Below are 20962 nucleotides of genomic sequence, written 5' to 3' on the forward strand. Positions count from 1 at the left end.
ATAGCCGCCCAACAGCAAAAAGCCCGCTCAGGTTTCCCTGAGCGGGCTTCTCTAAATATGGCTCCTCTGACTGGACTCGAACCAGTGACATACGGATTAACAGTCCGCCGTTCTACCGACTGAACTACAGAGGAATCGTGTGAACGGGGCGAATAATAGCGAGGCGTCGTCGGCATGTCAAAGGCGGATTACACATTCTGTGACTGTTTGCTTACAGAATGCGCAACCCGTTGAGTTTTTTGGCAGATTTAGCCCTCTGGCGCTCGCTGCAGGCGCAGCTGATAGCGGTAAACGCCGTCGGTGAGCAGGTAATCCCGGTGCACGCTCGGGCTCCAGGAGTCGTCGCCGCCCACCCCCATGTGGAAGCCGTCCAAGTGCAGCCAGGTGCCTGCTTCCGGCTGCAGCAGATGCTGGTGGCTGCAGGCCATCAGCTGTTGCAGGCCGTAGCGGCTGAGCGAGAAGTGGAAGCGGCCGTCGATGCGCCAGCCGCCGTAGCGCAGGCTGCGGGTGTCGCAGCGCAGGCCGTTCTCGCCGGGGAAAATATACGGCGTGTGCAGATCCGCCAGCGGCAGGCGCCAGCGCCCATGCTGCGCGGCCAGGCGGCGATCAGGGTAGTTCTCGTGCGGGCCCAGACCCAGCCATTCCGCCTGCGGCTGCACCGTCGCCAGTTGGCAGTTCAGGCCGATGCGCGCCGGCGGCGGCAGGGCGTCGGCCACCTCGACCTCCACATTCACGCTCACCGCGCCCAGCGCGTCGAACAGCCACTGCTTGCGGCTAATCAGCAAAATCTGCCCGTCCACGCCGAACTGGTGTTCGCTCACCACCCGCACGCCGTTTTGCAGCGCATCCGCCTGCAGCCGCACGCAGCGCTCCTCCAGCCGGTACAGGCCCGCCAGCTTCCAGCGTTCGACCCAGGCGTTGGGATCGATATGGTCCGCCTCGCTGACGCCGATGTCGTTGTCGATCGGCGCGCGCGCAAAGCCGTCGCGCAGCGGCGTCAGCAGCTGCGGCTGCTCATTCTGCCACCACTGCGTCAGGTGGCCGCTGCTGCGCTCGAAGCGCCAACGCTGGTCGCCGTGGGTGAGGGTCAGCCCCTGATCGTCTTCAATCAGCGTGGGCGGCACGCCCTGCGCCGGCGGCGGCGCGGGATGCAGCGCGCGTGGCACCCGCCACTGATCCCAGGCGCAGCGGTGGTGCGCTTCGGACCAGTCGGTGGCCTGCGGTTGCACCACCTCCACGTTCAGCCACAACTCGCCGGGCTGATGCAGCATCGGCAGGCGGTCGAGCAGGGTAAAGCGGGCGCTGCCCTGTGGCGGCAATGTCAGATCGAGGCTGCCGCTGGCGCGCTCCACGCCGTCCAGCTCCAGCCGCCAGTTGAGCTGTTCGTTGTCGGTGTGGCGGAACAGGTAATCGCTGGTGACGGTCAGCGTCAGCGAGGCGGCGTCGAAGGTGAAGCGGAACAGCTGCTGCGCCCGCTGCGCTTCGAACAGCGCCGGGTGCGGGGTGCGATCCGCGAACACCAGCCCGTTCAGGCAGAACTGGCGATCGTTGGGGGTATCGCCGAAGTCGCCGCCGTAGGCCCAGAACTCTTCGCCGCGCTCGTCGCGCTTGATCAGCGCCTGATCGACCCAGTCCCAGACAAAGCCGCCCTGCAGGCGCGGATGTGCGTGGAACGCGCGCCAGTAGCGCTCAAAGCCGCCGAAGCTGTTGCCCATCGCATGGGCGTATTCGCACAGGATCAGCGGGCGCGGCTCCTCCGGCAGGCCGATCCACTTGCCGATCGCCCATTTGGGCACCGCCGGGAACGGCTGATCCTGATCCACCCGCGCATACATCGGGCAGATGATGTCGGTGGCGGCGGTGTCGGCGCCGCCGCCTTCATATTGCACCGGGCGGGTCGGATCCTGGCTTTTCACCCAGCGGTACAGCGCGTCGTGGTTCACGCCGTGGCCGGACTCGTTGCCCAGCGACCAGATAATGATGCAAGGGTGGTTGCGATCGCGTTGCACCATGCGGGTGACGCGCTCGCTCATCGCCGGCAGCCACAGCGGATCGTCAGCCAGGCGGTTCATCGGCTGCATGCCGTGGGTCTCGATATTGGCTTCGTCCACCACGTACAGCCCGTAGCGATCGCACAGCCGATACCACAGCGGGTGGTTGGGATAATGCGAGCAGCGCACCGCGTTGAAGTTGTGCTGCTTCATCAGCAGGATGTCGTGGCGCATCGTCGCTTCGTCCATCACCTGGCCGTGGCGCGGATGATGCTCGTGGCGGTTAACGCCGCGGATCAGCAGCGGCTGCCCGTTAAGCTTCAACAGCCCGCCGCTGATTTCCACCTGGCGGAAGCCGACGTCATAGGCTTCCACCTCGATAATCTCCCCCTCGGGGGAGAGCAGGGCGACGGTGGCGCGATACAGCGCGGGCGTTTCGGCGCTCCACAGCGCCGGGCGTTCCACCGGCAGGCGCAGCGTGACGCGATCGTCATAGGCGCCGCGTTCGTCCACGATCTCGCCGCCGAGCGGCTGGGTGCGCTCGGCCACCCGCGCACCATCGCGCCACAGCTGCACCTGCACCAGCAGCGGGCCGGGCCGGCTGGCGCGCGCCGTCACCACCAGTTCGCCGCGGGTAAAGCCGTCATGCAGCGGGGTGGTGATGCGCACATCGCCCAGGTGCGCGGCGGGTTTGTGCAGCAGGCTGACGTCGCGGAAGATGCCGCTCATGCGCCACATGTCCTGATCTTCGAGATAGCTGCCGTCGCACCAGCGTAGCACCATCACCGCCAGCCGGTTTTCACCCGGCTGCAGCCACGGGCTGAGATCGAACTCCGCCGGCAGGCGGCTGTCCTGCGAATAGCCGACCCAGTGGCCGTTGCACCATAAATAGAACGCCGAGTTGACGCCGTCGAAGATGACGCGCGTCTGGCCGGTGGCCAGCCAGGCCGGATCGACGCTGAAGGCGCGCGAGTAGCAGCCGGTCGGGTTGTCTTCCGGCACGCGTGGCGGATCGACCGGGAACGGGTAGCGCACGTTGGTGTAGATTGGCGCGTCGTAGCCGGCGAGCTGCCAGTTGCCCGGCACCGCCAGCGGGGCGGCGTCCGGCAGATCTTGCTGCAGCCAGCTCTCCGGCGCCGCCTCTGGGCGCGGGAAATAGCTGAAACGCCACTCGCCGTTCAGCGACCGGCGGCTGGCGCTGGGGGCATCGTCGCGCGCGTCTTCCACCGTGCGCCAGCTGGCGAACGGCGGGTGGGCGTCCAGCCGGCGGTAGTGGGTGCAGGCGGGGTTTTGCCAGTCACGGCGGGCGAGGATCTCGGACAGGGAAGCTAGGGGTTCAGCGGGCATCGGCGATCGTCCAGTCGGCTAGGTGATGCTCACCAAGATGCTGACCGGCGCATAAAAAGTAAAGCGGTTACACGCAACCTTGCAAGGGCGATCAAATAACCGCTAATGCGGCTCGCCGGCACGGTAGATCCGCTGTGGGCGGCCCACCTTGCCGTAAATGATCTCGGCGCGCAGCTGCTGCGCGGCGGTGCAAAACTCCAGATAACGGCGCGCGGTGGTGCGGCTGAGCCCCATTTTTTGCGCAACGCTTTCAGCGGTGTGGCGCGCGGCGGGCTCGGCGAACAGCGCGCGGATCTTGCCGAGCGTCAGCTCGTCGATGCCGGCGGGCAGCGCCGCCTGCTGTTCGCCGCGGGCGTAGGTGTTGAACATCTCGTCGATGCGGCGCTGGTTAAGGCGCGCCTTGTCTTTCAGCGCTTCGCGGCGCTGGCTGAAGCGCTGCAGCGTCTGGCTCAGCCGGTCATAGGCCAGCGGTTTGATCAGGTAGTCGAACACGCCGTAGCGCAACGCCTCGGCCACGGTGGCCATGTCGCTGGCGGCGGTGATGAACACGATGCCGCCACGATACCCGCTCAGCGTCAGTTCGCGCAGCAGGGTGATGCCCTGGCCGTCGGGCAGAAAGTTGTCCAGCAGGATCAGGTCCGGCTTGAAGCGTTCGGTCATGGCGCGCGCCTGCGCCAGCGTGCCGGCCAGCCAAATCTGGCGGCAGCCGCCGTTCTGGCGGATAAACTCCGCGTGCATCTCCGCCAGCGGCGTTTCGTCTTCAACGATCAGGATGTTCAGCCATTCCATAGTGCGACCCGTAATTGCAATAAAAATGCTAAGTGAATGTAAGTGAATTGCGGCGCCAAATAAAGATTATCTCAATAATAAACACCATAAGATTAATTAAGCAAATAAAGAACATTAAATAACTTATTAACCGGGATCGGTTTGTGAAATAGGTCAATAATCCGCGTTTTTTTTCTGCTTACCATGGGTTTATTGAACGAGAGGGTGATTTTATCTTCATGGTTTTTAAGGTTTTAATTGCCATTTCTGATGTTAATTAAAATGCATTTTTGTATTTCATTTGTTGTTTGCCAGTTAACCCAGAGAGCGTGTTATGTTAGGCGATGCCGTATTTAATCGGGTAAAGCGATCGGATCATAAAGCGATTTCAGAAATAAGCGCCTTCTTGCGCAGTAACGATCTGAATATCGATACCACGGTTGAAATATTTATTACCGTTACCCAGCACGACAAATTGGTCGCCTGCGGCGGCATCGCCGACAATATTATCAAATGCGTCGCCATCAGCCCGCTGATGCGCGGCGAAGGCTTGGCGCTGGCGCTGGCGACCGAGCTGGTGAACCTGGCCTATGAGCGCCATCACACCCAGCTGTTTATCTACACCAAGGTGCAGAACGAGCCGCTGTTTCGCCAGTGCGGTTTCTACCCGATTGCCACCGTGCCGGGCATCGTGGTGCTGATGGAAAACAGCCCGTGCCGCCTGAAACGCTACGCCGCCCAACTGGCGAGCCAACGTCGGCCGGGCGACACCATCGGCAGCATCGTGATGAACGCCAACCCCTTTACCCGCGGGCACCAGTATCTGGTGCGTCAGGCGGCCAAGCGCTGTGACTGGCTGCACCTGTTTCTGGTGAAGGAAAATACCTCGCGCTTCAGCTATGAAGACCGGCGCCGGCTGGTGCTGGCCGGCACTGCCGACATCCCCAACCTCACGGTACACGAAGGCTCGCAGTACGTGATCTCGCGCGCCACCTTCCCCTGTTACTTCATCAAGGACCAGGGCGTGGCCGACGACTGTTACACCGAAATCGATCTGAAGATCTTCCGCCAGTATCTGGCGCCCGCGCTGGGCATTACGCACCGCTTCGTCGGCAACGAGCCGTTCTGCGCGGTGACCGCGAAATACAACCGCGACATGCGCTACTGGCTGGAAACGCCGGCGCTGCCCAGCCCGCCGATCGCGCTGGTGGAAATCGAGCGTTTGCAATATCAGGGCACGGCGATCTCCGCCTCCTGGGTGCGCAAGCTGCTGGCGGCGGGGGACTTCCACGCCGCCGCGCCGCTGGTGCCGCCGGACACCCTGTACTACCTGCAGGATCTGCAAACGCAGCGCCGGGCCAAGACGGCCCCGCATCCTTTTGAGTCCGCACAATCAGGTGAATGATGAAAATTATCCGAGAAGCAATGGCCGGCACGCTGGAATCCAGCGATGTCATGGTGCGCATCGCGCCCGCCGAGGGGCCGCAGCACGATCTGCTGATCGCCAGCAGCGTGGAAAAACAGTTCGGTGCGGCTATCCGCCGCACCCTGCTGGAGGTGCTGCAGCGTTATGAGGTGGAGCCGGTGCAGGTGATCGTCGACGACAAAGGGGCGCTGGACTGCGTGCTGCGCGCCCGGCTGGAAACCGCGCTGATGCGCGCCTGCGAGGGCGGCCAACTGCCGTGGGAGGCGAAAGATGAAAACGCTGAATAAAACCCGGCTGCGCCGCAGCATGCTGTTCGTTCCCGGCGCCAACGCGGCGATGGTCAGCAACGCCTTTATCTATCAGGCCGATGCGCTGATGTTCGACCTGGAAGACTCGGTGATCCTGCGTGAAAAAGACGCGGCGCGCCGGCTGGTGTACCACGCGCTGCAGCACCCGCTGTACCAGGAGGTGGAAACCATCGTGCGCGTCAATGCGCTCGACTCCGCCTACGGCCTGGCGGATTTGCAGGCGGTGGTGCGCGGCGGCGCGGATATCGTGCGCCTGCCGAAGACCGACAGCGCGCAGGACGTTATCGACATGGAGCGCGAGATTGCCGCCATCGAAGCGGCCTGCGGCCGGCCGGTCGGCAGCACCGGGCTGCTGGCGGCGATCGAATCGGCGCAGGGCATCACCAACGCGGTGGCGATCGCGCACGCTTCGCCGCGTCTTATCGGCATCGCGCTGGGGGCGGAAGACTATGTACGCAATCTGCGCACCGAACGCTCGCCGGAAGGCATCGAGCTGCTGTTCGCCCGCTGCTCGCTGCTGCAGGCGGCGCGCGCCGCCGGCATTCAGGCGTTCGACACCGTCTACTCCGACGCCAACAACGAGGCCGGTTTCCTGCAGGAGGCGGCGCTGATCAAACAGCTCGGCTTCGACGGCAAATCGCTGATCAACCCGCGCCAGATTGAGCTGCTGCACAACCTGTACGCGCCGACCGCCAAAGAGGTGACGCACGCGCAGCGGGTGGTGGACGCCGCCGAAGCGGCGGAGCGGGAGGGGCGCGGCGTGGTGTCGCTGAACGGAAAAATGGTCGACAGCCCGGTGATTGAACGCGCCCGGCTGGTGCTGGAGCGCGCCGCGCTGTCCGGCTTACGGGAAGAACCGGCGCAGCACGGGGAGGAAGCATGATGAACCGCCAACAACGATTGATGACCTTCGCCAACCCGGCGGATCTGCCGGGTTATCAGGACGTGTCCAAAGCCAACCTGCAGGCGCGCAAACCGCGCGATCTCAAGCTGTGCGACTCCTTGCAGGAAGCGGTGCGCCGCAGCGGACTGCAGGACGGCATGACCATTTCCTTCCACCATGCGTTTCGCGGTGGTGATTTGACGCTCAATCAGGTGATGGAGACGCTGGCGGCGATGGGGTTCCGCAACCTGACGCTGGCCTCCAGCTCGCTGACCGACTGCCATGCGCCGTTGGTTGAGCATATCCGCCACGGCGTGGTGAGCCGCATTTACACCTCCGGGCTGCGCGGCCCGCTGGCGGACGCCGTTTCGCGCGGGCTGCTGGCGGAGCCGGTGCAAATTCATTCGCACGGCGGCCGGGTCAACCTGATCGAATCCGGCGAGCTGCAGATAGACGTGGCCTTCCTCGGCGTGCCGGCCTGCGATGAGTTCGGCAACGCCAACGGCTACAGCGGTGAAGCCTGCTGCGGCTCGCTCGGCTATGCGCGTGTGGACGCCGAGGCGGCGGGCACCGTGGTGCTGCTGACCGAGCAGCTGGTGCCGTATCCGCATCATCCCGCCAGCCTGGCGCAGGATCGGGTGGATCTGATCGTGCAGCTGGAGCGGGTGGGCGACGCCGACAAGATCGGCGCCGACGCCACGCGCATGACTTCGAACCCGCGCGAGCTGCTGATCGCCCGCCGCGCCGCTGAGGTGATCGCCGGTTCCGGCTACTTCACCGAAGGGTTCTCGCTGCAAACCGGTACCGGCGGCGCCTCGCTGGCGGTGACCCGGTTCCTGGAGGACAAGATGCGCGCCCGCGGCATTCGCGCCGCGTTCGCCCTCGGCGGCATCACCTCGACCATGGTGGATCTGCACGAGAAAGGGCTGATCGGCAAGCTGCTGGACGTGCAGAGCTTCGATCGGGCGGCGGCGACCTCGCTGGCGCGCAACCCGCGCCATATCGAAATCAGCGCCAACCAGTACGCCAACTTCAGCTCCAAGGGCGCCTCAGTCGATCGGCTCGACGTGGTGGTGCTGAGCGCGCTGGAAATCGACACCGGCTTCAACGTTAACGTGCTGACCGGCTCCGACGGCGTGCTGCGCGGCGCGTCCGGCGGCCACTGCGACACCGCCGCCGCCGCGCGGCTGGCGATCATCGTCGCGCCGCTGGTGCGCGGGCGCATCCCGACGCTGGTGGAGCAGGTGACCACCTGCGTCACGCCGGGCTCCAGCATCGACATTCTGGTGACCGACCACGGCATCGCCGTCAACCCGGCGCGGCCGGAGCTGGCGCAGCGCCTGCGGGAGGCCGGGCTCGAGGTGGTGAGCATCGACTGGCTGCGCGCCCGCGCGCTGCAGCTGACCGGTGAACCGCAGCCGATCGCCTTTACCGACAAGGTGGTGGCTGTGGTGCGCTACCGCGACGGTTCGGTGATCGACGTGGTGCATCAGGTGGCGGAGTAACCGATGGCCGCCGTCGATCCTCAACTGGCCGCCGAACGCGCGGTCAGCCTGCCGGAGCTGCTCACCAGCCGCGAATGCCGCCAGGCGCGCCAGCAGGCGTGGCTGGCGCAGCACCAGTGCACGCTGCTGGTGCTGACGCTGGTGGTGCCCGGCCCGGTGAAGGACAGCGCGCTGACGCGCGGCATCTTCAACCTCGGGTGGGCGGCGCTGCTGCGGCTGTGCGCCGAACAGGGCTGGCCCAGCCCGCAGGCCGAGGCGCTGGCGCTCGCCACCGGCTGCGAAGGGTTTGTGGCGCTGCGCGCCGACGCCCAGCGGGTGAAAGATTGCGCCATGCAGCTGGAGGTGAGCCGCCCGATCGGCCGGCTGTGGGACATCGACGTGCTGGATACGCAGGGGCGCATTTTGTCGCGCCGCGACATCGGCCTGCCGGAACGGCGCTGCCTGCTGTGTGGCCAACCGGCCAAGATCTGCGCCCGCCAGCGGCGGCACAGCAGCGAGCAGCTGCTGCATGAAATGGAAAGGATGTTCAACGATGCGATCTCTGCCGATTAACCTGCCCGCCCGCCGTGCCGAACCGGCCTGCGACTTCGCCCGCGCCGCCTTTCGCGCGCTGCTGGTGGAAGTCAACCTCACGCCCAAGCCGGGGCTGGTGGATCGCCATAACACCGGCGCCCACCGCGATATGGATCTCGGGCATTTTTACCGTAGCGCCCGCGCTATCGGCGTGTGGCTGCCGCGCTTTATCCAACGCGGGCGCGAAGACGCGGCTCTGCCGGCAGAACAGCAGCTGGCGCGGCTGCGGCCGCTCGGCCTGGCCTGCGAAAACCAGATGTTTCGCGCCACCGGCGGCATTAACACCCACAAGGGCAGCGTGTTCTCGCTCGGGTTGCTGTGCGCCGCCTTTGGCCGCCTGCAGCAGCAGGGGCGCGCCATCGGCGCAGCGGCGCTGTGCGCCGAAACGGCGGCGATGTGCCGAGGATTGGTGGACCGCGAGCTGCGGCGCAACAACGCCGGGCAGACCGCCGGCCAGCGGCTGTTCGCGGCCTACGGCCTCAGCGGCGCGCGCGGCGAGGCGGAGGCCGGTTTTCGGCTGGTGCTGGACGGCGCGCTGCCGCTGTATCGGCAACGGTTGGCCGCTGACGGCGACGAACAGCGGGCGCTGCTGGACAGTCTGCTGTGGCTGATGGCCCACAACGGTGACACCAACGTCGCCTCGCGCGGCGGCCTGCAAGGGCTGCGCTGGCTGCGGCGCCGGGCGGCGTTGCTGCTGGCGCAGGGCGGCTCGGCCGGGGAGGCGGGCCTGGCGCGCCTGCGGCGCTTCGATGCCGACTGCATTGCCCGCAACCTCAGCCCCGGCGGCAGCGCCGACCTGTTGATAGTGACCTGGCTGCTGGCGCAGCTGGGTGCCCAAGAATAATAACCAAGCCTTCAGGAGAGTCCCTATGTCCCAAACCCAGGAAAAGATCTGGAAAGCGATAGCGCCGCTGGCGGTGCTCGCGATCCTGTTATTGATACCGGTGCCCGACGGCATGCCGCCGCAGGCGTGGCACTACTTCGCCATCTTCGTGGCGATGATCGTCGGCATGATTCTGGAGCCGATCCCGGCCACCGCCATCAGTTTTATCGCGGTGACCGTCAGCGTGCTGAGCGCCAACTGGGTGCTGTTCGGCGCGCAGGAACTGGCGGAGCCGGGCTTCAAAGCCGGTAAAGAGGCGCTGAAATGGGGGCTGGCGGGCTTCTCCAGTACCACCGTCTGGCTGGTGTTCGGCGCCTTTATTTTTGCGCTGGGCTACGAGGCCACCGGGCTGGGGCGGCGCATCGCGCTGTTCCTGGTGAAATTCATGGGCAAGCGCACGCTGACGCTGGGCTATGCGGTGGTGATCATCGATATCCTGCTGGCGCCGTTCACGCCGTCCAACACCGCGCGCACCGGCGGCACGGTGTTCCCGGTGGTGAAAAACCTGCCGCCGCTGTTCGATTCCTTCCCTAACGATCCCTCCTCGCGCCGCATCGGTGGTTACCTGATGTGGATGATGGTGGTCGGCACCAGCATCAGCTCCTCGATGTTCGTCACCGGCGCCGCGCCGAACGTGCTGGGCATCGAGTTCGTCGGCAAGATCGCCGGGGTGCACATCAGCTGGATGCAGTGGTTCCTGGCGTTCCTGCCGGTCGGTCTGCTGTTGCTGATCATCGCGCCGCTGATTTCCTATTACCTGTACAAACCGGGCGTGACCCACAGCAGCGAAGTGGCCGCCTGGGCGGATACCGCGCTGGGGGAAATGGGCAAGCTGACGCGCAAGGAATACACGCTTATCGGCCTGGTGCTGCTCAGCCTGTGCCTGTGGGTGTTCGGCGGCAAGGTGCTGGACGCCACCGCGGTGTGCCTGTTGGCGGTGTCGCTGATGCTGGCGCTGCACGTGGTGTCGTGGAAAGAAATCACCAAATATTCCAGCGCCTGGAATACGCTGGTTAACCTGGCGACGCTGGTGGTGATGGCCAACGGCCTGACGCGCTCCGGCTTTATCGACTGGTTCGCCCAGACCATGAGCACCCATCTGGACGGCTTCTCGCCGAACATGACGGTGGTGGCGCTGGTGCTGGTGTTCTACTTCGCCCACTACCTGTTCGCCAGCCTGTCGGCGCACACCGCCACCATGCTGCCGGTGATCCTGGCGGTCGGCAAAGGGTTGCCGGGCGTGCCGATGGAGCAGCTGTCGATGCTGCTGGTGCTGTCGATCGGCATCATGGGCGTGCTGACGCCGTACGCCACCGGGCCGGGGGTGATCATCTACGGCTGCGGCTACGTGAAATCGAAAGACTACTGGCGCCTGGGCGGCATTCTCGGCGTGGTGTACATCGCCGCGCTGCTGCTGATCGGCTGGCCGATCATGAGCCTGTGGTACTGAGTTGACGCACAGCGGCCGCCGCCCGGCGGCCGCTGGTACGATCTTTTCCCGTGAACCCTGTCACACACTTGTCACACTAACCCCGCCATCATACTCAGGCAAACGCTAACACCTTAAAAATAATCATTTTCCGGGAGCCTCTGCGGATGAGAAAAAAAACGTTATTGCTGTGCCTGCCCTTGTTATTCACCGGGAACGCGCTGGCGGACGCCGGCGGTTATCAACTGGAACAGGTGCTGGTGATGAGCCGCCATAACCTGCGCGCGCCGCTGGCCAACAACGGCAGCGTGCTGGCGCAGTCCACGCCGAAGGCCTGGCCGGCCTGGGAAACGCCGGGCGGCCAGCTGACCACCAAGGGCGGGGTGCTGGAAGTGTATATGGGGCACTATTTCAACGCCTGGCTGAAGCAGACCGGCCTGTTGCCGCAAGAGGGCTGCCCGACCGCCGGCAGCGTGTACGTCTACGCCAACAGCCTGCAGCGCACGGTGGCCACCGCGCAGTTCTTCAGCAACGGCGCGTTCCCGGGCTGCGACGTCAGCGTGCACCATCAGGACAAGATGGGCGAGATGGATCCGACCTTCAACCCGATCATCACCGACACCGGCGAAGCCTTCAACCAGCAGGCGCTGGCGGCGATGAACGCCGCGCTGGGATCGCTGAAGCTGGACGCCTCTTATCAACAGCTGGCGAAGATCATCGATTACAAGGATTCCGCCGCCTGCAAGACCGACAAACACTGCGATCTGACCAAAGAAGCCAGCGTGATGAGCGCGGTGCCGGGCAAAGAGCCGGGCGTCTCCGGCCCGCTGCGGGTGGGCAACTCACTGGTGGACGCCTTTATGCTGCAGTACTACGAAGGTTTCCCGATGAAAGAGGTGGCCTGGGGCAAAATCGCTACCCCGCATCAGTGGAAACAGCTGGCGCAGCTGAAAGACGGCTATCAGGATTCGCTGTTCACCTCGCCGGTGGTGGCGCAGAACGTCGCCAAGCCGCTGCTGACCTACATCAACAACGCGCTGCTCGGCGAGCGCAAACCGGACGCGCCGAAGCTGACGGTGCTGGTCGGCCACGATTCCAATATCGCCTCGTTGCTGTCGGCCATGCAGTTCCAGCCGTATCAGCTGCCGCAGCAGTACGAGAAAACGCCGATCGGCGGCAAGCTGGTGTTCCAGCGCTGGCGCGACGCGCAGAACAGCCGTGAATTGCTGAAGATCGAGTACGTCTATCAGTCCACCGAACAGCTGCGCAAGGCGACGCCGCTGACGCTGCAAACCCCGCCGCAGCGCGTGACGCTGGCGCTGAAAGGCTGCCCGATCGATAAAGACGGCTTCTGCGCCTGGAGCGATTTCGAGAAGACCATGAAAGGCATCTTGTAATGCCCGGCCTCTCTCCCGAATGCGGGGGAGAGGCATTTTCCCCACTTCGTCCAACGCGCCGCCGCGCGGGACTTAACGCCATTTATTTTGCCCAGGGTCATTGTTGCAGGCCGTTTCGGGGGCTAACATCATCAGCCTGCCTGCTTATCATGGATACCGCCGTTGCCCACTTTTATCCGCAATATCGAATTTTTCACGCCGGACGGTTATCCGGGCCAGGTGGCGCGCTGCCAGTTTGCGCTGGAGGATTACCGCGACGAGAGTTATCCCGAGGCAGGTTTTACGTTGCCGGACCATCTGGCGCGCGCGGTGCCGAAACGCCGCGCGGAGTATTTGGCCGGGCGTGTTCTGGCGCGCCAGCTGCTGGCGCCACTCGGTTTCGCCGATTTCATCCTGGCGCGCGGCGAAGACCGCGCGCCGCAGTGGCCGCCGGGCATTGCCGGGGCGTTGAGCCATAATTCGCATACCGCGCTGTGCGCCGTGCACCGCGAGAGCGGGCTGGGCGGCGTTGGGCTGGACGTGGAGACGTTGCTGTCCGTGGAGCGAGCTGAGGAGCTGTGGGGGGCGATCGTTTCACCGGCGGAGCGCGAGGCGTTGCTGGGCGAACCGCTGCCGTTCAACGCGCTGCTGACGCTGACGTTTTCCGCCAAAGAGAGCCTGTTTAAGGCGCTGTATCCGCAGGTGCGTTGTTACTTCGATTTTCTTGATGCGCGCATGACGGCCGTGGATGTGCAGCGGCAGACGTTCGTATTAGAGCTGCTTAAGACATTGACGCCGCATTGCGCCGCCGGGCGCCGGTTCAGCGGGCATTTTTGGCGTGAAGGTGACGACGTCACGACCTTTATTTTTTGCTAAAATACAATAATAACAATGTGTTATTTCTTTCCGTGCCGTAACGCGGATTTGACGCAGCGGGCGGAAAGATTCATTCATCGGAGATTGACCCACGGTGGGGAACCGGTGTAATTTACCATCCCTTTACAGCTAATGATAACTATTCGCATAAACATTATCATTGGTGAGGCGCAACAAAGGAGTGGTCTTGTGGCGACACTGACGACAGAAAACCAAACCTTCCCCGGGTTTGCGTACGCCGAACAATCGACCTTTTTGTACCGGTCCGAATTCCGTTCCCTCTCCGCCAGCGGCGTGTTCGAGCGCATTGAGACGCCGGCGTTCGGCGGCGAGCAGGAAGACAGCGCGCTGGCGCAGCATATCCGCCAGGCGTTGGCGCGCGCCAAAGCCGCCGGCCAGGCGGCACCGGTGGTGGTGGGCGCCATTCCGTTCGATACGCGCCGGCCTTCCAGCCTGTACGTGCCTGAAAACTGCCAGTTTGTCGCCAACGACAGCTTTACCCGCGCCGCGCGCCCGATGCTGCAACAGCCGCATCGCCTGGTCGCCTGCACCAGCATTCCGGACGAGCCGCGCTTCAAGCACGCGGTGGCGGAAGCGGTCAGCCGCTTCAAACAAGGCAAGCTGGACAAGGCGGTGCTGTCGCGCATCCTCGACATCGAGCTGGAGCAGCCGGTGGCGGGCCACCAAATCCTCAATAACCTGATGGTGCAGAACCCGACCGGATACCACTTCTCCCTGCCGCTGGCCGATGGCGGCGTGCTGCTCGGCGCCAGCCCGGAGCTGCTGATCCGCAAGCAGGGCGGCGAGATCCACACCAATCCGCTGGCGGGGTCGGCGCGCCGTCAGGACGATGCGCGGCAGGATCGCCTCGGCAGCGAGCGCCTGATGCGCTCGACCAAAGACAAATACGAACACAAACTGGTGATCGACGACATTCGTCGGCGCCTGGCGCCGCTGTGCGCCAGCCTGAGCGTGCCGAGCGGCCCGTCGCTGCTCAGCACCGGCACCATGTGGCACCTGTCCACCCGCATTCGCGGCGAGTTGCTGAATCCGGCGCTCAACGTGATGCAGCTGGCCTGCCTGCTGCATCCGACGCCGGCGCTGTGCGGCTTCCCGACCGAGAGCGCCCGCCAGCTGATCGCCGATCTGGAGCCGCACGATCGCGGCCTGTTCAGCGGCATCGTCGGCTGGTGCGACGCCAACGGCGACGGCGAGTGGGCGATCGTCATCCGCAGCGGCCTGCTGCGCGGCAACCGGGTGCGGCTGTTCGCCGGCGCGGGGATCGTCGCCGCCTCGACGCCGCAGTCCGAGTGGATGGAAACCGCCGCCAAACTGGGCACCATGCTCAACGCTTTCGGCCTGAACAGCGGCGCGCTGTAGGGCCACTTTGCGGCGCAGCACGCCGCATCATATGCTTTTCGCAGGAGACAACGATGAACAACAACATGACCCGGCTGTGCGCCCGGATGGCGGTGCGCGCATGAGCATTCAGATGGATTTCACCGGCAAACGCGTGTGGGTGACCGGCGCGGCGCGCGGCATCGGCGAGCAGATCGCCCGGCATTTTTTGACGCAGGGCGCCGAGGTGGTGGGGTTTGACCGCGAGTTCGCCAACCCGGATCTGCCTTACCCTTGCGTGACGCTGGACATCAGCCGGCCGGAGCAGGTGGAGGCGGTGTGCCGCCAACAGCTGGCGGAGAACCCGCGACTGGACGTGTTGGTCAACGCCGCCGGCATTTTGCGCATGGGCAATACCGAAGATCTGAGCGTGGATGACTGGCACCAGTGCATCAACGTCAACGCCTCGGGGGCGTTTTACCTGTTCCGCGCCGTGCTGCCGCACTTCAAGGCGCAGCGCAGCGGGGCGATCGTCAGCATCGGCTCCAACGCCGCGCACGTGCCGCGCGCGCAGATGGCGGCCTACTGCGCCTCCAAGGCGGCGCTGACCAGCCTGAACCACTGCGTGGGGCTGGAGATGGCGCCGTTCGGCGTGCGCTGCAATCTGGTGTCGCCGGGCTCGACCGACACGCCGATGCAGCGCGGCATGTGGCAGACCGACGATGCACAGCAGCGCACCATCGCCGGCTTCCCCGAGCTGTTCAAACTGGGGATCCCGCTGGGTAAAATCGCCCGCCCGGACGAGATCGCCAACGCGGTGTTGTTCCTGGCCTCCGACTTGGCCAGCCACATCACCATGCAGGATATCGTGATCGACGGCGGCGCCACGCTGGCCGCCTGAGTCAGACCCGCTGGCGGCGCAGCAGGTGTTGCGCACCTTCCGCCGCCAGCAGCAGCACCGCCAGCCAGATCGCCAGATAGGTTGGCCACTCGCTTTGGCTGATGCTCTCGCCGAGCAGCAGCGCGACGATCACCAGCAGCACCGGTTCCACATAGCTCAGCAGGCCGAACAGGCTGAACGGCAGCAGGCGGCTGGCGAGGATGTAGCACACCAATGCCACGGCGCTGATGACGCCGAGCAGCGGAATGCGCCAATACAGCTCGGCATTGATCTGCAACGCCGCGGCGCCACCGTCGCCGAAGGCGAACCAGGCCGCAGCCGGCAGCATCAGCGCCAGCTCGCACCACAGCCCGCCGAGATTGTCGGTGCCGAAACGCCGCCGCAAAATAAAGTAGAGCGGATAACCCAGCGCCACCACCAGCGTCGGCCACGACACGCCACCCGCCTGATACAGCTCATTGCCCACCCCCACCATGGCGCATGCCACCGCCAGTTTTTGCAGCAGCGACAGCCGATCGCGGTAAATCAAACGGCCCACCAGCACCATCGTCAGCGGCAGCAGAAAATAACCGAGCGATACGTCGAGCGCCTTGCCGTGCAGCGGCGCCCACAGGAACAGCCACAGCTGCACCCCCAGCAGCGCCGAGGTGAGCAGCAGGCCCAGCAGACGCGGCGGCCGTTGGCCGATCCAGGCCAGCGTGTCGCCCACCTTGCGCCAATCGCCGGACAGCGCCATGAACAGCGTCAGGAACGGCAGCGTCAGCAGCGTGCGCCAGCCGTAGACCTGCTCGCCGTTCAGCGGGGTGAGGGTAGAGGTGAAGTAATACATCGCGCCGAACAAGATGGAGGCGACGACTGAAAGAGTGATGCCCTTAATCACACGCATTCCTGGTGAGTGATTGATTTTATGGCGGCTACTGTAGAGAAATTTGCCGCCAACAACAATGGCGCCGCCGGGCGCTGGACAATCGGCGGCGGCGGGTTACAATGGGTACTGTGTATTCATACAGGTTTTGGCGATGACAATCGATCTTTTTGAAGACGCGCTGCTGCCGCCGTGGCGCGAAGAGATCGCCCCCGGCGCGGTGGTGATGCACGGCTTCGTGCGCGATCACGGGCCGGCACTGCTGGCGGCGGTGCAGGGCGTGGTGGCGCAGGTGCCGTGGCGGCATTTGACCACCCCCGGCGGGCACGTGATGTCGGTGGCGATGAGCTGGTGCGGCAACGGCTGGACCAGCGACAGCCGGGGCTACCGCTATTCGGAACGCGACGCGCGCAGCGGCAAACGCTGGCCGGCCATTCCGCCGATCCTGATGGCGCTGGCGGACGAAGCTGCGCAGCAGGCGGGCTTCGGCCCCTTCGTGCCGGATTCCTGCCTGATGAACCGTTACGATCCGGGCAGCAAGCTGTCGCTGCATCAGGATAAAGACGAACACGACTTCGGCGCGCCGATCGTCTCGGTGTCGCTCGGGCTGCCGGCGGTGTTTCAGTTCGGTGGCCTGCAACGCAGCGACCGGGCGCGGCGCATTCCGCTGGCGCACGGCGATGTGGTGGTGTGGGGCGGCCCATCTCGGCTCTGTTTTCACGGCATCCTGCCGGTCAAGGAAGGCTACCACTCGCTGGTGGGGCCGCACCGCATCAACATCACGCTACGCAAGGCGCTTTAGCTGCGGCTCCTGCGCCAGGCAGGCGACGAGATAGTCGATAAACACCCGCAGTTTGGGCGGCAGATACTGGTTGGGCGCGTAGAGCAACCACAGGCCGCCGTGATAGCTGCTGAGAAAATCCCATTCCGGCAACACCTGCACGATCTCGCCGTCGTCGAGCGCCTGGCGGGCGGTAAAGTACGGCAGGCTGCCGATGCCGATATGGCGTTTCACCGCGTCCAGCCGCACGCCGGTGTGGTTGGCGGCGTAGCGGCCGCGCACGTTGACCGTCACCGTTTTGCCGCTGCGGCGGAATTTCCATTGTGCGTCGCTCGGCGTTTCCCCCAGATAGATGCAGCTGTGCGCCGCCAGATCGTGCGGATGCTGCGGTGTGCCGTGCTGCGCCAGGTAGTGCGGCGTGGCGCACAGCAGATGGTCTATTCTCATCAACTGGCGGCCGATCAACCCGGGCGAGGGGCGATCGGTAATGCGCAGCGCCAGATCGACCCGATCGTCTATCAAATCCATGTAGCGATCTTCCAGCCGCAGCCTCACGTCCACCTTCGGGTAGCGGCGCAGGAACTCCGGCATGTGCGGATGCAGCACGAAGCGGCCCACCGCTTTGGGTACGCTGACGCTGACCAGCCCTTCGGGCTCCGCGGCGCCGCGCCCGCCGATCGCCATGACCGCGTCGGCCGCCGCCAGCAGGGTGCGGCAATGCGCAAACACCTCTTCGCCGCTTTCGCTCAGCCGCAGTTTGCGGGTGGTGCGGTGCAGCAGCTGCAGCGTCAACGCCTGTTCGAGCTTCGCCACGCTGCGGCTGACGGCGGAAGGCGAAGCGCCCAGCTTGCGGGCGGCGGCGGAAAAGCTGCCGCTCTCTACCACCTGAACGAAAACGGCCATTTCGGCCAACAGCGCGTAAGAAAGATTTGTGCTCATGACGCAAAAGTCCATTGTGATGGCGGCGGATTATGCTCCTATTATGACATGAATATAATGGCTCTCCGAACCGAGGAGAAAAAATGATGACCGAGCGACGTTATTACTACAGCGACGATTTACAGGGCCAGGCGCGGGTGTTGAGCTGTGCGCCGGCCGAGGCGGGCGCTTACGCCGTGGAACTGGACGCCACGCTGTTCCACCCGCAGGGCGGCGGCCAACCTTCCGATGTGGGGTCGTTAGGCGACGTTACCGTGCTGCGGGTGCAGCAGCAGGGGGATACCGTGGTGCACTTTACCGCCGCGCCGCTGCCGAACGGGCCGGTGACGATGCAAATCGATGAAGCGCAGCGTCGGCTGCACGCCCGCTGGCACTCCGCTGGGCATCTGATCGGCTGGTTGGGCGAAACCCGGGGCTGGCGGCCGGTCAAGGCGCATCATTGGCCGGGGGAAGGGCGCATCACTTTCGCGCCGGGAGCGGATGCGCAGACGATAGAAGCGGACTTTTTGCAGGCGGAGCTGATGCGTTTGATCGCCGCCGATCTGCCGCGCCGCCAGCAGGCGGTGGACGGCCTGCGCCAGGTCGGCTTCGGCGAGCTGCCCGCCTACGGCTGTGGCGGCACCCATGTCGCCGCGCTGGGCGAGGTGGGCGCGATCGCGATTACCGGCCTAAAGATGAAGAAAGGGCAATTGAACGTGCAATATGAGCTGGGTGAATAAGGGGGCGGTTCAGCGCCCGGCCTGCCGCAGCTGGGTGCAGAATGCGCATTGGCATCCCGCCACCGGCACCGCCGCGCAGCTGCCGATGCTCACCGGCTGGGCGTCCATGGCGTGAAAGCCGTAAAACAGATTTTCGATGTTTTGTTCCGCCACCCGCGCCTGCTCCGGGCGCGGTTCGGGCACTTTCGACTGAAACGCTGCGGCCTTGCCGGCCAGCAGGCTGAGAAACAACAGCGACAGCTGGATTTTCATCGTCGTCTTCCTTTGGCTGAGGTTTTGATACTTTATAACAGATTGCATTCGCCGCCAAGCGACGCGTCTTGTGCGATTTACACCATTGGTTAGCGAAATTAGTTCGTTCAATTCCCCGCCGATTTGGTTTGTTATCTAACCCATAACTTTCAGAAATAATATGGGTGCGGCACTAATGTTTAAGTTTTCTTTCAAGGTATTAACCGGTGGAATAGCGGTGGCGTTAGGAGGGGCGGCGGCGATGAGCCCGGCGTTGGCGGCGGTGCAGGGCGGCACGCTGATCTACCTCGAACAACAGGCGCACACCAATCTTTATCCGCCTTCCGGCGGGTTTTACCCCAACGGCGGTATTCTCAATCAGATCACCGACAAGCTGACTTACCAGAACCCCAAGACGCTGGAGATTGAACCCTGGATCGCCGAGTCCTGGAGCAGCAACGCCGACAAAACCGAATACACTTTCAAGCTGCGCCCCGGCGTGACTTTCTCCGACGGCACGCCACTGGACGCCAACGCGGTGGCGAAGAACTTCGACACCTACGGGCTGGGCAACAAGGAGAAACGCCTGCCGGTTTCCGAGGTGATCAATAACTACCAGCGCAGTGAAGTGGTGGATCCGCTGACGGTTAAATTCCATTTCACGCGATCGTCGCCGGGTTTCCTGCAGGGCACCGCCACTATCGGCTCCGGGTTGGTATCGCTCAGCACGCTGAACCGCAGCTACGACGAACTGGGCGATGCGCGCCATATCATCGGTTCCGGTCCGTTTGTGGTCAGCGGCGAAACGCTGGGGCGTGAGGTCGAGCTTAGCGCCCGTAAGGATTATGACTGGGGGCCGGTCAAATCGCCCCAACAAGGGCGAGCCAATCTGGACGGCATCAAGGTGATCGTCACCGGCGAGGACAGCGTGCGCATCGGTGCGCTGCAGGCCGGGCAGGCGGATTTTATCCGCCAGATCCAGGCCTATGACGAGAAGCAAACGCAGGATCAGGGCTTTATCATTTATGCCGCACCGACGCGCGGCGTCAACGACAGCATCGCTTTCCGGCCGGATAACCCGCTGGTGGCCGATCTGCGCGTGCGTCAAGCGCTGCTGCATGCCACCGACAGCAAGCAGATCGTCGATACGCTGTTCTCCGCCAACTACCCGCAGGCCAAATCGGTGATCGCCTCCTCGGCCGCCGGCTTTGTCGATCTGTCCGACAAGCTGAAATTTGACCCGCAACAGGCCAACCGGCTGTTGGATGAAGCGGGTTGGAAAAAGGGCGGCGACGGGCTGCGGGAAAAGGACGGCAAGAAGCTGGTGCTGACGGTGTATGAATCGTTGCCGCAGCCGCAGAACAAGGCGGTGTTGCAGCTGGTTTCTCAGCAGTGGGGGAAAGTCGGCGCGCGGCTGAACATTCTGGCGGGCGACGCCGGCAGCCGGGTGGCGGATAATCTCGACCCACAGAAAACCCCGGCGACGGTGGTGGAGGTGGGGCGCGCCGATCCGGACGTGATTAAAAGTCAGTTTTACCCAACCAACCGCGACGGGCTGCTGCAGAAGGGCGGCACCAGCAGCAACAGCAACTTTAACGATGACAAGCTGAATGCCCTGCTGCTCGGCATTGCCTCCGAGGTTGATGCGCAACAACGCCTGCAGATCGCCGGCGAGGCGCAAAACTACCTGATTGACCAAGCCTACGTGATCCCGTTTTTTGAGGAGCCGCAGGTGTTCGCTGGTGCGCCTTATTTGAAGGGGGTGAGTTTCGAAGCGGTCGGTCGCCCGAGCTTCTACGGCGCCTGGTTAGAGAAACATTAAG

The 20962-nt window shown here is 64.3% G+C and carries 19 protein-coding genes and 1 tRNA gene; 14 read left to right on the plus strand and 6 right to left on the minus strand.

Going from position 1 to position 20962, the window contains the following annotated elements; all coding sequences use genetic code 11:
- Positions 1 to 58: 58 nt before the first annotated feature.
- From AC2CGI_RS03185 to dpiA, 3 genes are all read right to left on the minus strand, one after another.
- Positions 59 to 134: transfer RNA gene (locus AC2CGI_RS03185), tRNA-Asn, on the minus strand.
- A 114-nt stretch (positions 135 to 248) separates the two neighbouring features.
- Positions 249 to 3338, minus strand: coding sequence for a beta-galactosidase (locus AC2CGI_RS03190; RefSeq protein ID WP_076740669.1), 3090 nt, complete (start codon positions 3336 to 3338; stop codon positions 249 to 251).
- A gap of 102 nt (positions 3339 to 3440) precedes the next feature.
- Positions 3441 to 4127, minus strand: a complete 687-nt coding sequence (gene dpiA, locus AC2CGI_RS03195) for a two-component response regulator DpiA (RefSeq protein WP_004940807.1) — start codon at positions 4125 to 4127, stop codon at positions 3441 to 3443.
- A 313-nt stretch (positions 4128 to 4440) separates the two neighbouring features.
- Between dpiA and citC the strand changes: the two genes are divergently transcribed.
- The 11 genes from citC (at position 4441) to dhbA (ending at position 15604) form a co-directional block, all read left to right on the plus strand.
- Positions 4441 to 5511: a [citrate (pro-3S)-lyase] ligase gene (citC, locus tag AC2CGI_RS03200; RefSeq protein ID WP_046896435.1), complete on the plus strand. Its 1071-nt coding sequence runs from the start codon at positions 4441 to 4443 to the stop codon at positions 5509 to 5511.
- Positions 5511 to 5819, plus strand: a complete 309-nt coding sequence (gene citD, locus AC2CGI_RS03205; RefSeq protein WP_004940811.1) for a citrate lyase acyl carrier protein — start codon at positions 5511 to 5513, stop codon at positions 5817 to 5819. The genes citC and citD overlap by 1 nt, the downstream gene beginning before the upstream one ends.
- Positions 5803 to 6723 (plus strand): citrate (pro-3S)-lyase subunit beta, encoded by a 921-nt coding sequence (gene citE / locus AC2CGI_RS03210; protein ID WP_015378441.1) that lies wholly within the window; start codon positions 5803 to 5805, stop codon positions 6721 to 6723. Before citD ends, citE begins: the two co-directional genes overlap by 17 nt.
- Entirely contained in the window at positions 6723 to 8228 is a 1506-nt protein-coding gene (gene citF, locus AC2CGI_RS03215) for a citrate lyase subunit alpha (RefSeq protein WP_076740670.1), read from the plus strand. Before citE ends, citF begins: the two co-directional genes overlap by 1 nt.
- Positions 8229 to 8231: 3 nt before the next feature.
- Positions 8232 to 8780 (plus strand): citrate lyase holo-[acyl-carrier protein] synthase, encoded by a 549-nt coding sequence (gene citX / locus AC2CGI_RS03220; protein WP_060436473.1) that lies wholly within the window; start codon positions 8232 to 8234, stop codon positions 8778 to 8780.
- The gene (gene citG / locus AC2CGI_RS03225) at positions 8761 to 9645 is read left to right on the plus strand and encodes a triphosphoribosyl-dephospho-CoA synthase CitG (RefSeq protein WP_076740671.1); all 885 of its coding nucleotides are present in this window, start codon (positions 8761 to 8763) and stop codon (positions 9643 to 9645) included. Before citX ends, citG begins: the two co-directional genes overlap by 20 nt.
- Before the next feature lie 25 nt (positions 9646 to 9670).
- Complete coding sequence (locus AC2CGI_RS03230) at positions 9671 to 11134, plus strand: anion permease (protein WP_015378437.1); 1464 nt, start codon at positions 9671 to 9673, stop codon at positions 11132 to 11134.
- A gap of 146 nt (positions 11135 to 11280) precedes the next feature.
- Positions 11281 to 12510 carry a bifunctional glucose-1-phosphatase/inositol phosphatase gene (agp, locus tag AC2CGI_RS03235; protein ID WP_076740672.1) on the plus strand — a complete coding sequence of 410 codons (1230 nt, stop codon included), beginning with the start codon at positions 11281 to 11283 and terminating at the stop codon, positions 12508 to 12510.
- Between the two features lie 162 nt (positions 12511 to 12672).
- Positions 12673 to 13365, plus strand: coding sequence for a 4'-phosphopantetheinyl transferase family protein (locus tag AC2CGI_RS03240; RefSeq protein ID WP_080497830.1), 693 nt, complete (start codon positions 12673 to 12675; stop codon positions 13363 to 13365).
- Between the two features lie 189 nt (positions 13366 to 13554).
- The gene (locus AC2CGI_RS03245; protein ID WP_015378432.1) at positions 13555 to 14745 is read left to right on the plus strand and encodes an isochorismate synthase; all 1191 of its coding nucleotides are present in this window, start codon (positions 13555 to 13557) and stop codon (positions 14743 to 14745) included.
- Positions 14746 to 14845: 100 nt separating this feature from the next.
- Complete coding sequence (gene dhbA / locus AC2CGI_RS03250) at positions 14846 to 15604, plus strand: 2,3-dihydro-2,3-dihydroxybenzoate dehydrogenase (RefSeq protein ID WP_031300685.1); 759 nt, start codon at positions 14846 to 14848, stop codon at positions 15602 to 15604.
- Position 15605: 1 nt separating this feature from the next.
- Here the strand turns inward: dhbA and rarD are convergent, their stop codons facing one another.
- Positions 15606 to 16484 carry an EamA family transporter RarD gene (gene rarD, locus AC2CGI_RS03255; protein ID WP_076740674.1) on the minus strand — a complete coding sequence of 293 codons (879 nt, stop codon included), beginning with the start codon at positions 16482 to 16484 and terminating at the stop codon, positions 15606 to 15608.
- A gap of 139 nt (positions 16485 to 16623) precedes the next feature.
- Here rarD and alkB point away from each other — a divergent pair, with 139 nt between their 5' ends.
- Positions 16624 to 17271: a DNA oxidative demethylase AlkB gene (alkB, locus tag AC2CGI_RS03260; protein WP_076740675.1), complete on the plus strand. Its 648-nt coding sequence runs from the start codon at positions 16624 to 16626 to the stop codon at positions 17269 to 17271.
- On the opposite strand, the gene AC2CGI_RS03265 is transcribed toward alkB, so the two are convergent.
- Positions 17254 to 18189, minus strand: coding sequence for a LysR family transcriptional regulator (locus AC2CGI_RS03265; RefSeq protein ID WP_004940829.1), 936 nt, complete (start codon positions 18187 to 18189; stop codon positions 17254 to 17256). The two genes, alkB and AC2CGI_RS03265, sit on opposite strands and share 18 nt — an antisense overlap.
- An 86-nt stretch (positions 18190 to 18275) precedes the next feature.
- Between AC2CGI_RS03265 and AC2CGI_RS03270 the strand changes: the two genes are divergently transcribed.
- Positions 18276 to 18908, plus strand: coding sequence for an alanyl-tRNA editing protein (locus tag AC2CGI_RS03270; protein WP_076740790.1), 633 nt, complete (start codon positions 18276 to 18278; stop codon positions 18906 to 18908).
- A gap of 9 nt (positions 18909 to 18917) precedes the next feature.
- Here AC2CGI_RS03270 and AC2CGI_RS03275 read toward each other — a convergent pair whose 3' ends face one another.
- The gene (locus AC2CGI_RS03275) at positions 18918 to 19160 is read right to left on the minus strand and encodes a hypothetical protein (RefSeq protein ID WP_004940831.1); all 243 of its coding nucleotides are present in this window, start codon (positions 19158 to 19160) and stop codon (positions 18918 to 18920) included.
- 241 nt (positions 19161 to 19401) lie between these two features.
- On the opposite strand from AC2CGI_RS03275, the gene AC2CGI_RS03280 reads away from it, so the two are divergent.
- Positions 19402 to 20961 carry a TIGR04028 family ABC transporter substrate-binding protein gene (locus AC2CGI_RS03280; RefSeq protein ID WP_240437455.1) on the plus strand — a complete coding sequence of 520 codons (1560 nt, stop codon included), beginning with the start codon at positions 19402 to 19404 and terminating at the stop codon, positions 20959 to 20961.
- Position 20962 lies beyond the last annotated feature (1 nt).

It is taken from the genome of Serratia sp. LSHTC3, assembly GCF_057197125.1.

Coding starts and splice junctions, on each gene's coding strand:
- AC2CGI_RS03190 (WP_076740669.1), bottom strand. CDS start 3,338: ATGCCCGCTGAACCCCTAGCTTCCCTGTCCGAGATCCTCGCCCGCCGT.
- dpiA (WP_004940807.1), bottom strand. CDS start 4,127: ATGGAATGGCTGAACATCCTGATCGTTGAAGACGAAACGCCGCTGGCG.
- citC (WP_046896435.1), top strand. CDS start 4,441: ATGTTAGGCGATGCCGTATTTAATCGGGTAAAGCGATCGGATCATAAA.
- citD (WP_004940811.1), top strand. CDS start 5,511: ATGAAAATTATCCGAGAAGCAATGGCCGGCACGCTGGAATCCAGCGAT.
- citE (WP_015378441.1), top strand. CDS start 5,803: ATGAAAACGCTGAATAAAACCCGGCTGCGCCGCAGCATGCTGTTCGTT.
- citF (WP_076740670.1), top strand. CDS start 6,723: ATGAACCGCCAACAACGATTGATGACCTTCGCCAACCCGGCGGATCTG.
- citX (WP_060436473.1), top strand. CDS start 8,232: ATGGCCGCCGTCGATCCTCAACTGGCCGCCGAACGCGCGGTCAGCCTG.
- citG (WP_076740671.1), top strand. CDS start 8,761: ATGCGATCTCTGCCGATTAACCTGCCCGCCCGCCGTGCCGAACCGGCC.
- AC2CGI_RS03230 (WP_015378437.1), top strand. CDS start 9,671: ATGTCCCAAACCCAGGAAAAGATCTGGAAAGCGATAGCGCCGCTGGCG.
- agp (WP_076740672.1), top strand. CDS start 11,281: ATGAGAAAAAAAACGTTATTGCTGTGCCTGCCCTTGTTATTCACCGGG.
- dhbA (WP_031300685.1), top strand. CDS start 14,846: ATGAGCATTCAGATGGATTTCACCGGCAAACGCGTGTGGGTGACCGGC.
- alkB (WP_076740675.1), top strand. CDS start 16,624: ATGACAATCGATCTTTTTGAAGACGCGCTGCTGCCGCCGTGGCGCGAA.
- AC2CGI_RS03265 (WP_004940829.1), bottom strand. CDS start 18,189: ATGAGCACAAATCTTTCTTACGCGCTGTTGGCCGAAATGGCCGTTTTC.
- AC2CGI_RS03270 (WP_076740790.1), top strand. CDS start 18,276: ATGACCGAGCGACGTTATTACTACAGCGACGATTTACAGGGCCAGGCG.
- AC2CGI_RS03275 (WP_004940831.1), bottom strand. CDS start 19,160: ATGAAAATCCAGCTGTCGCTGTTGTTTCTCAGCCTGCTGGCCGGCAAG.
- AC2CGI_RS03280 (WP_240437455.1), top strand. CDS start 19,402: ATGAGCCCGGCGTTGGCGGCGGTGCAGGGCGGCACGCTGATCTACCTC.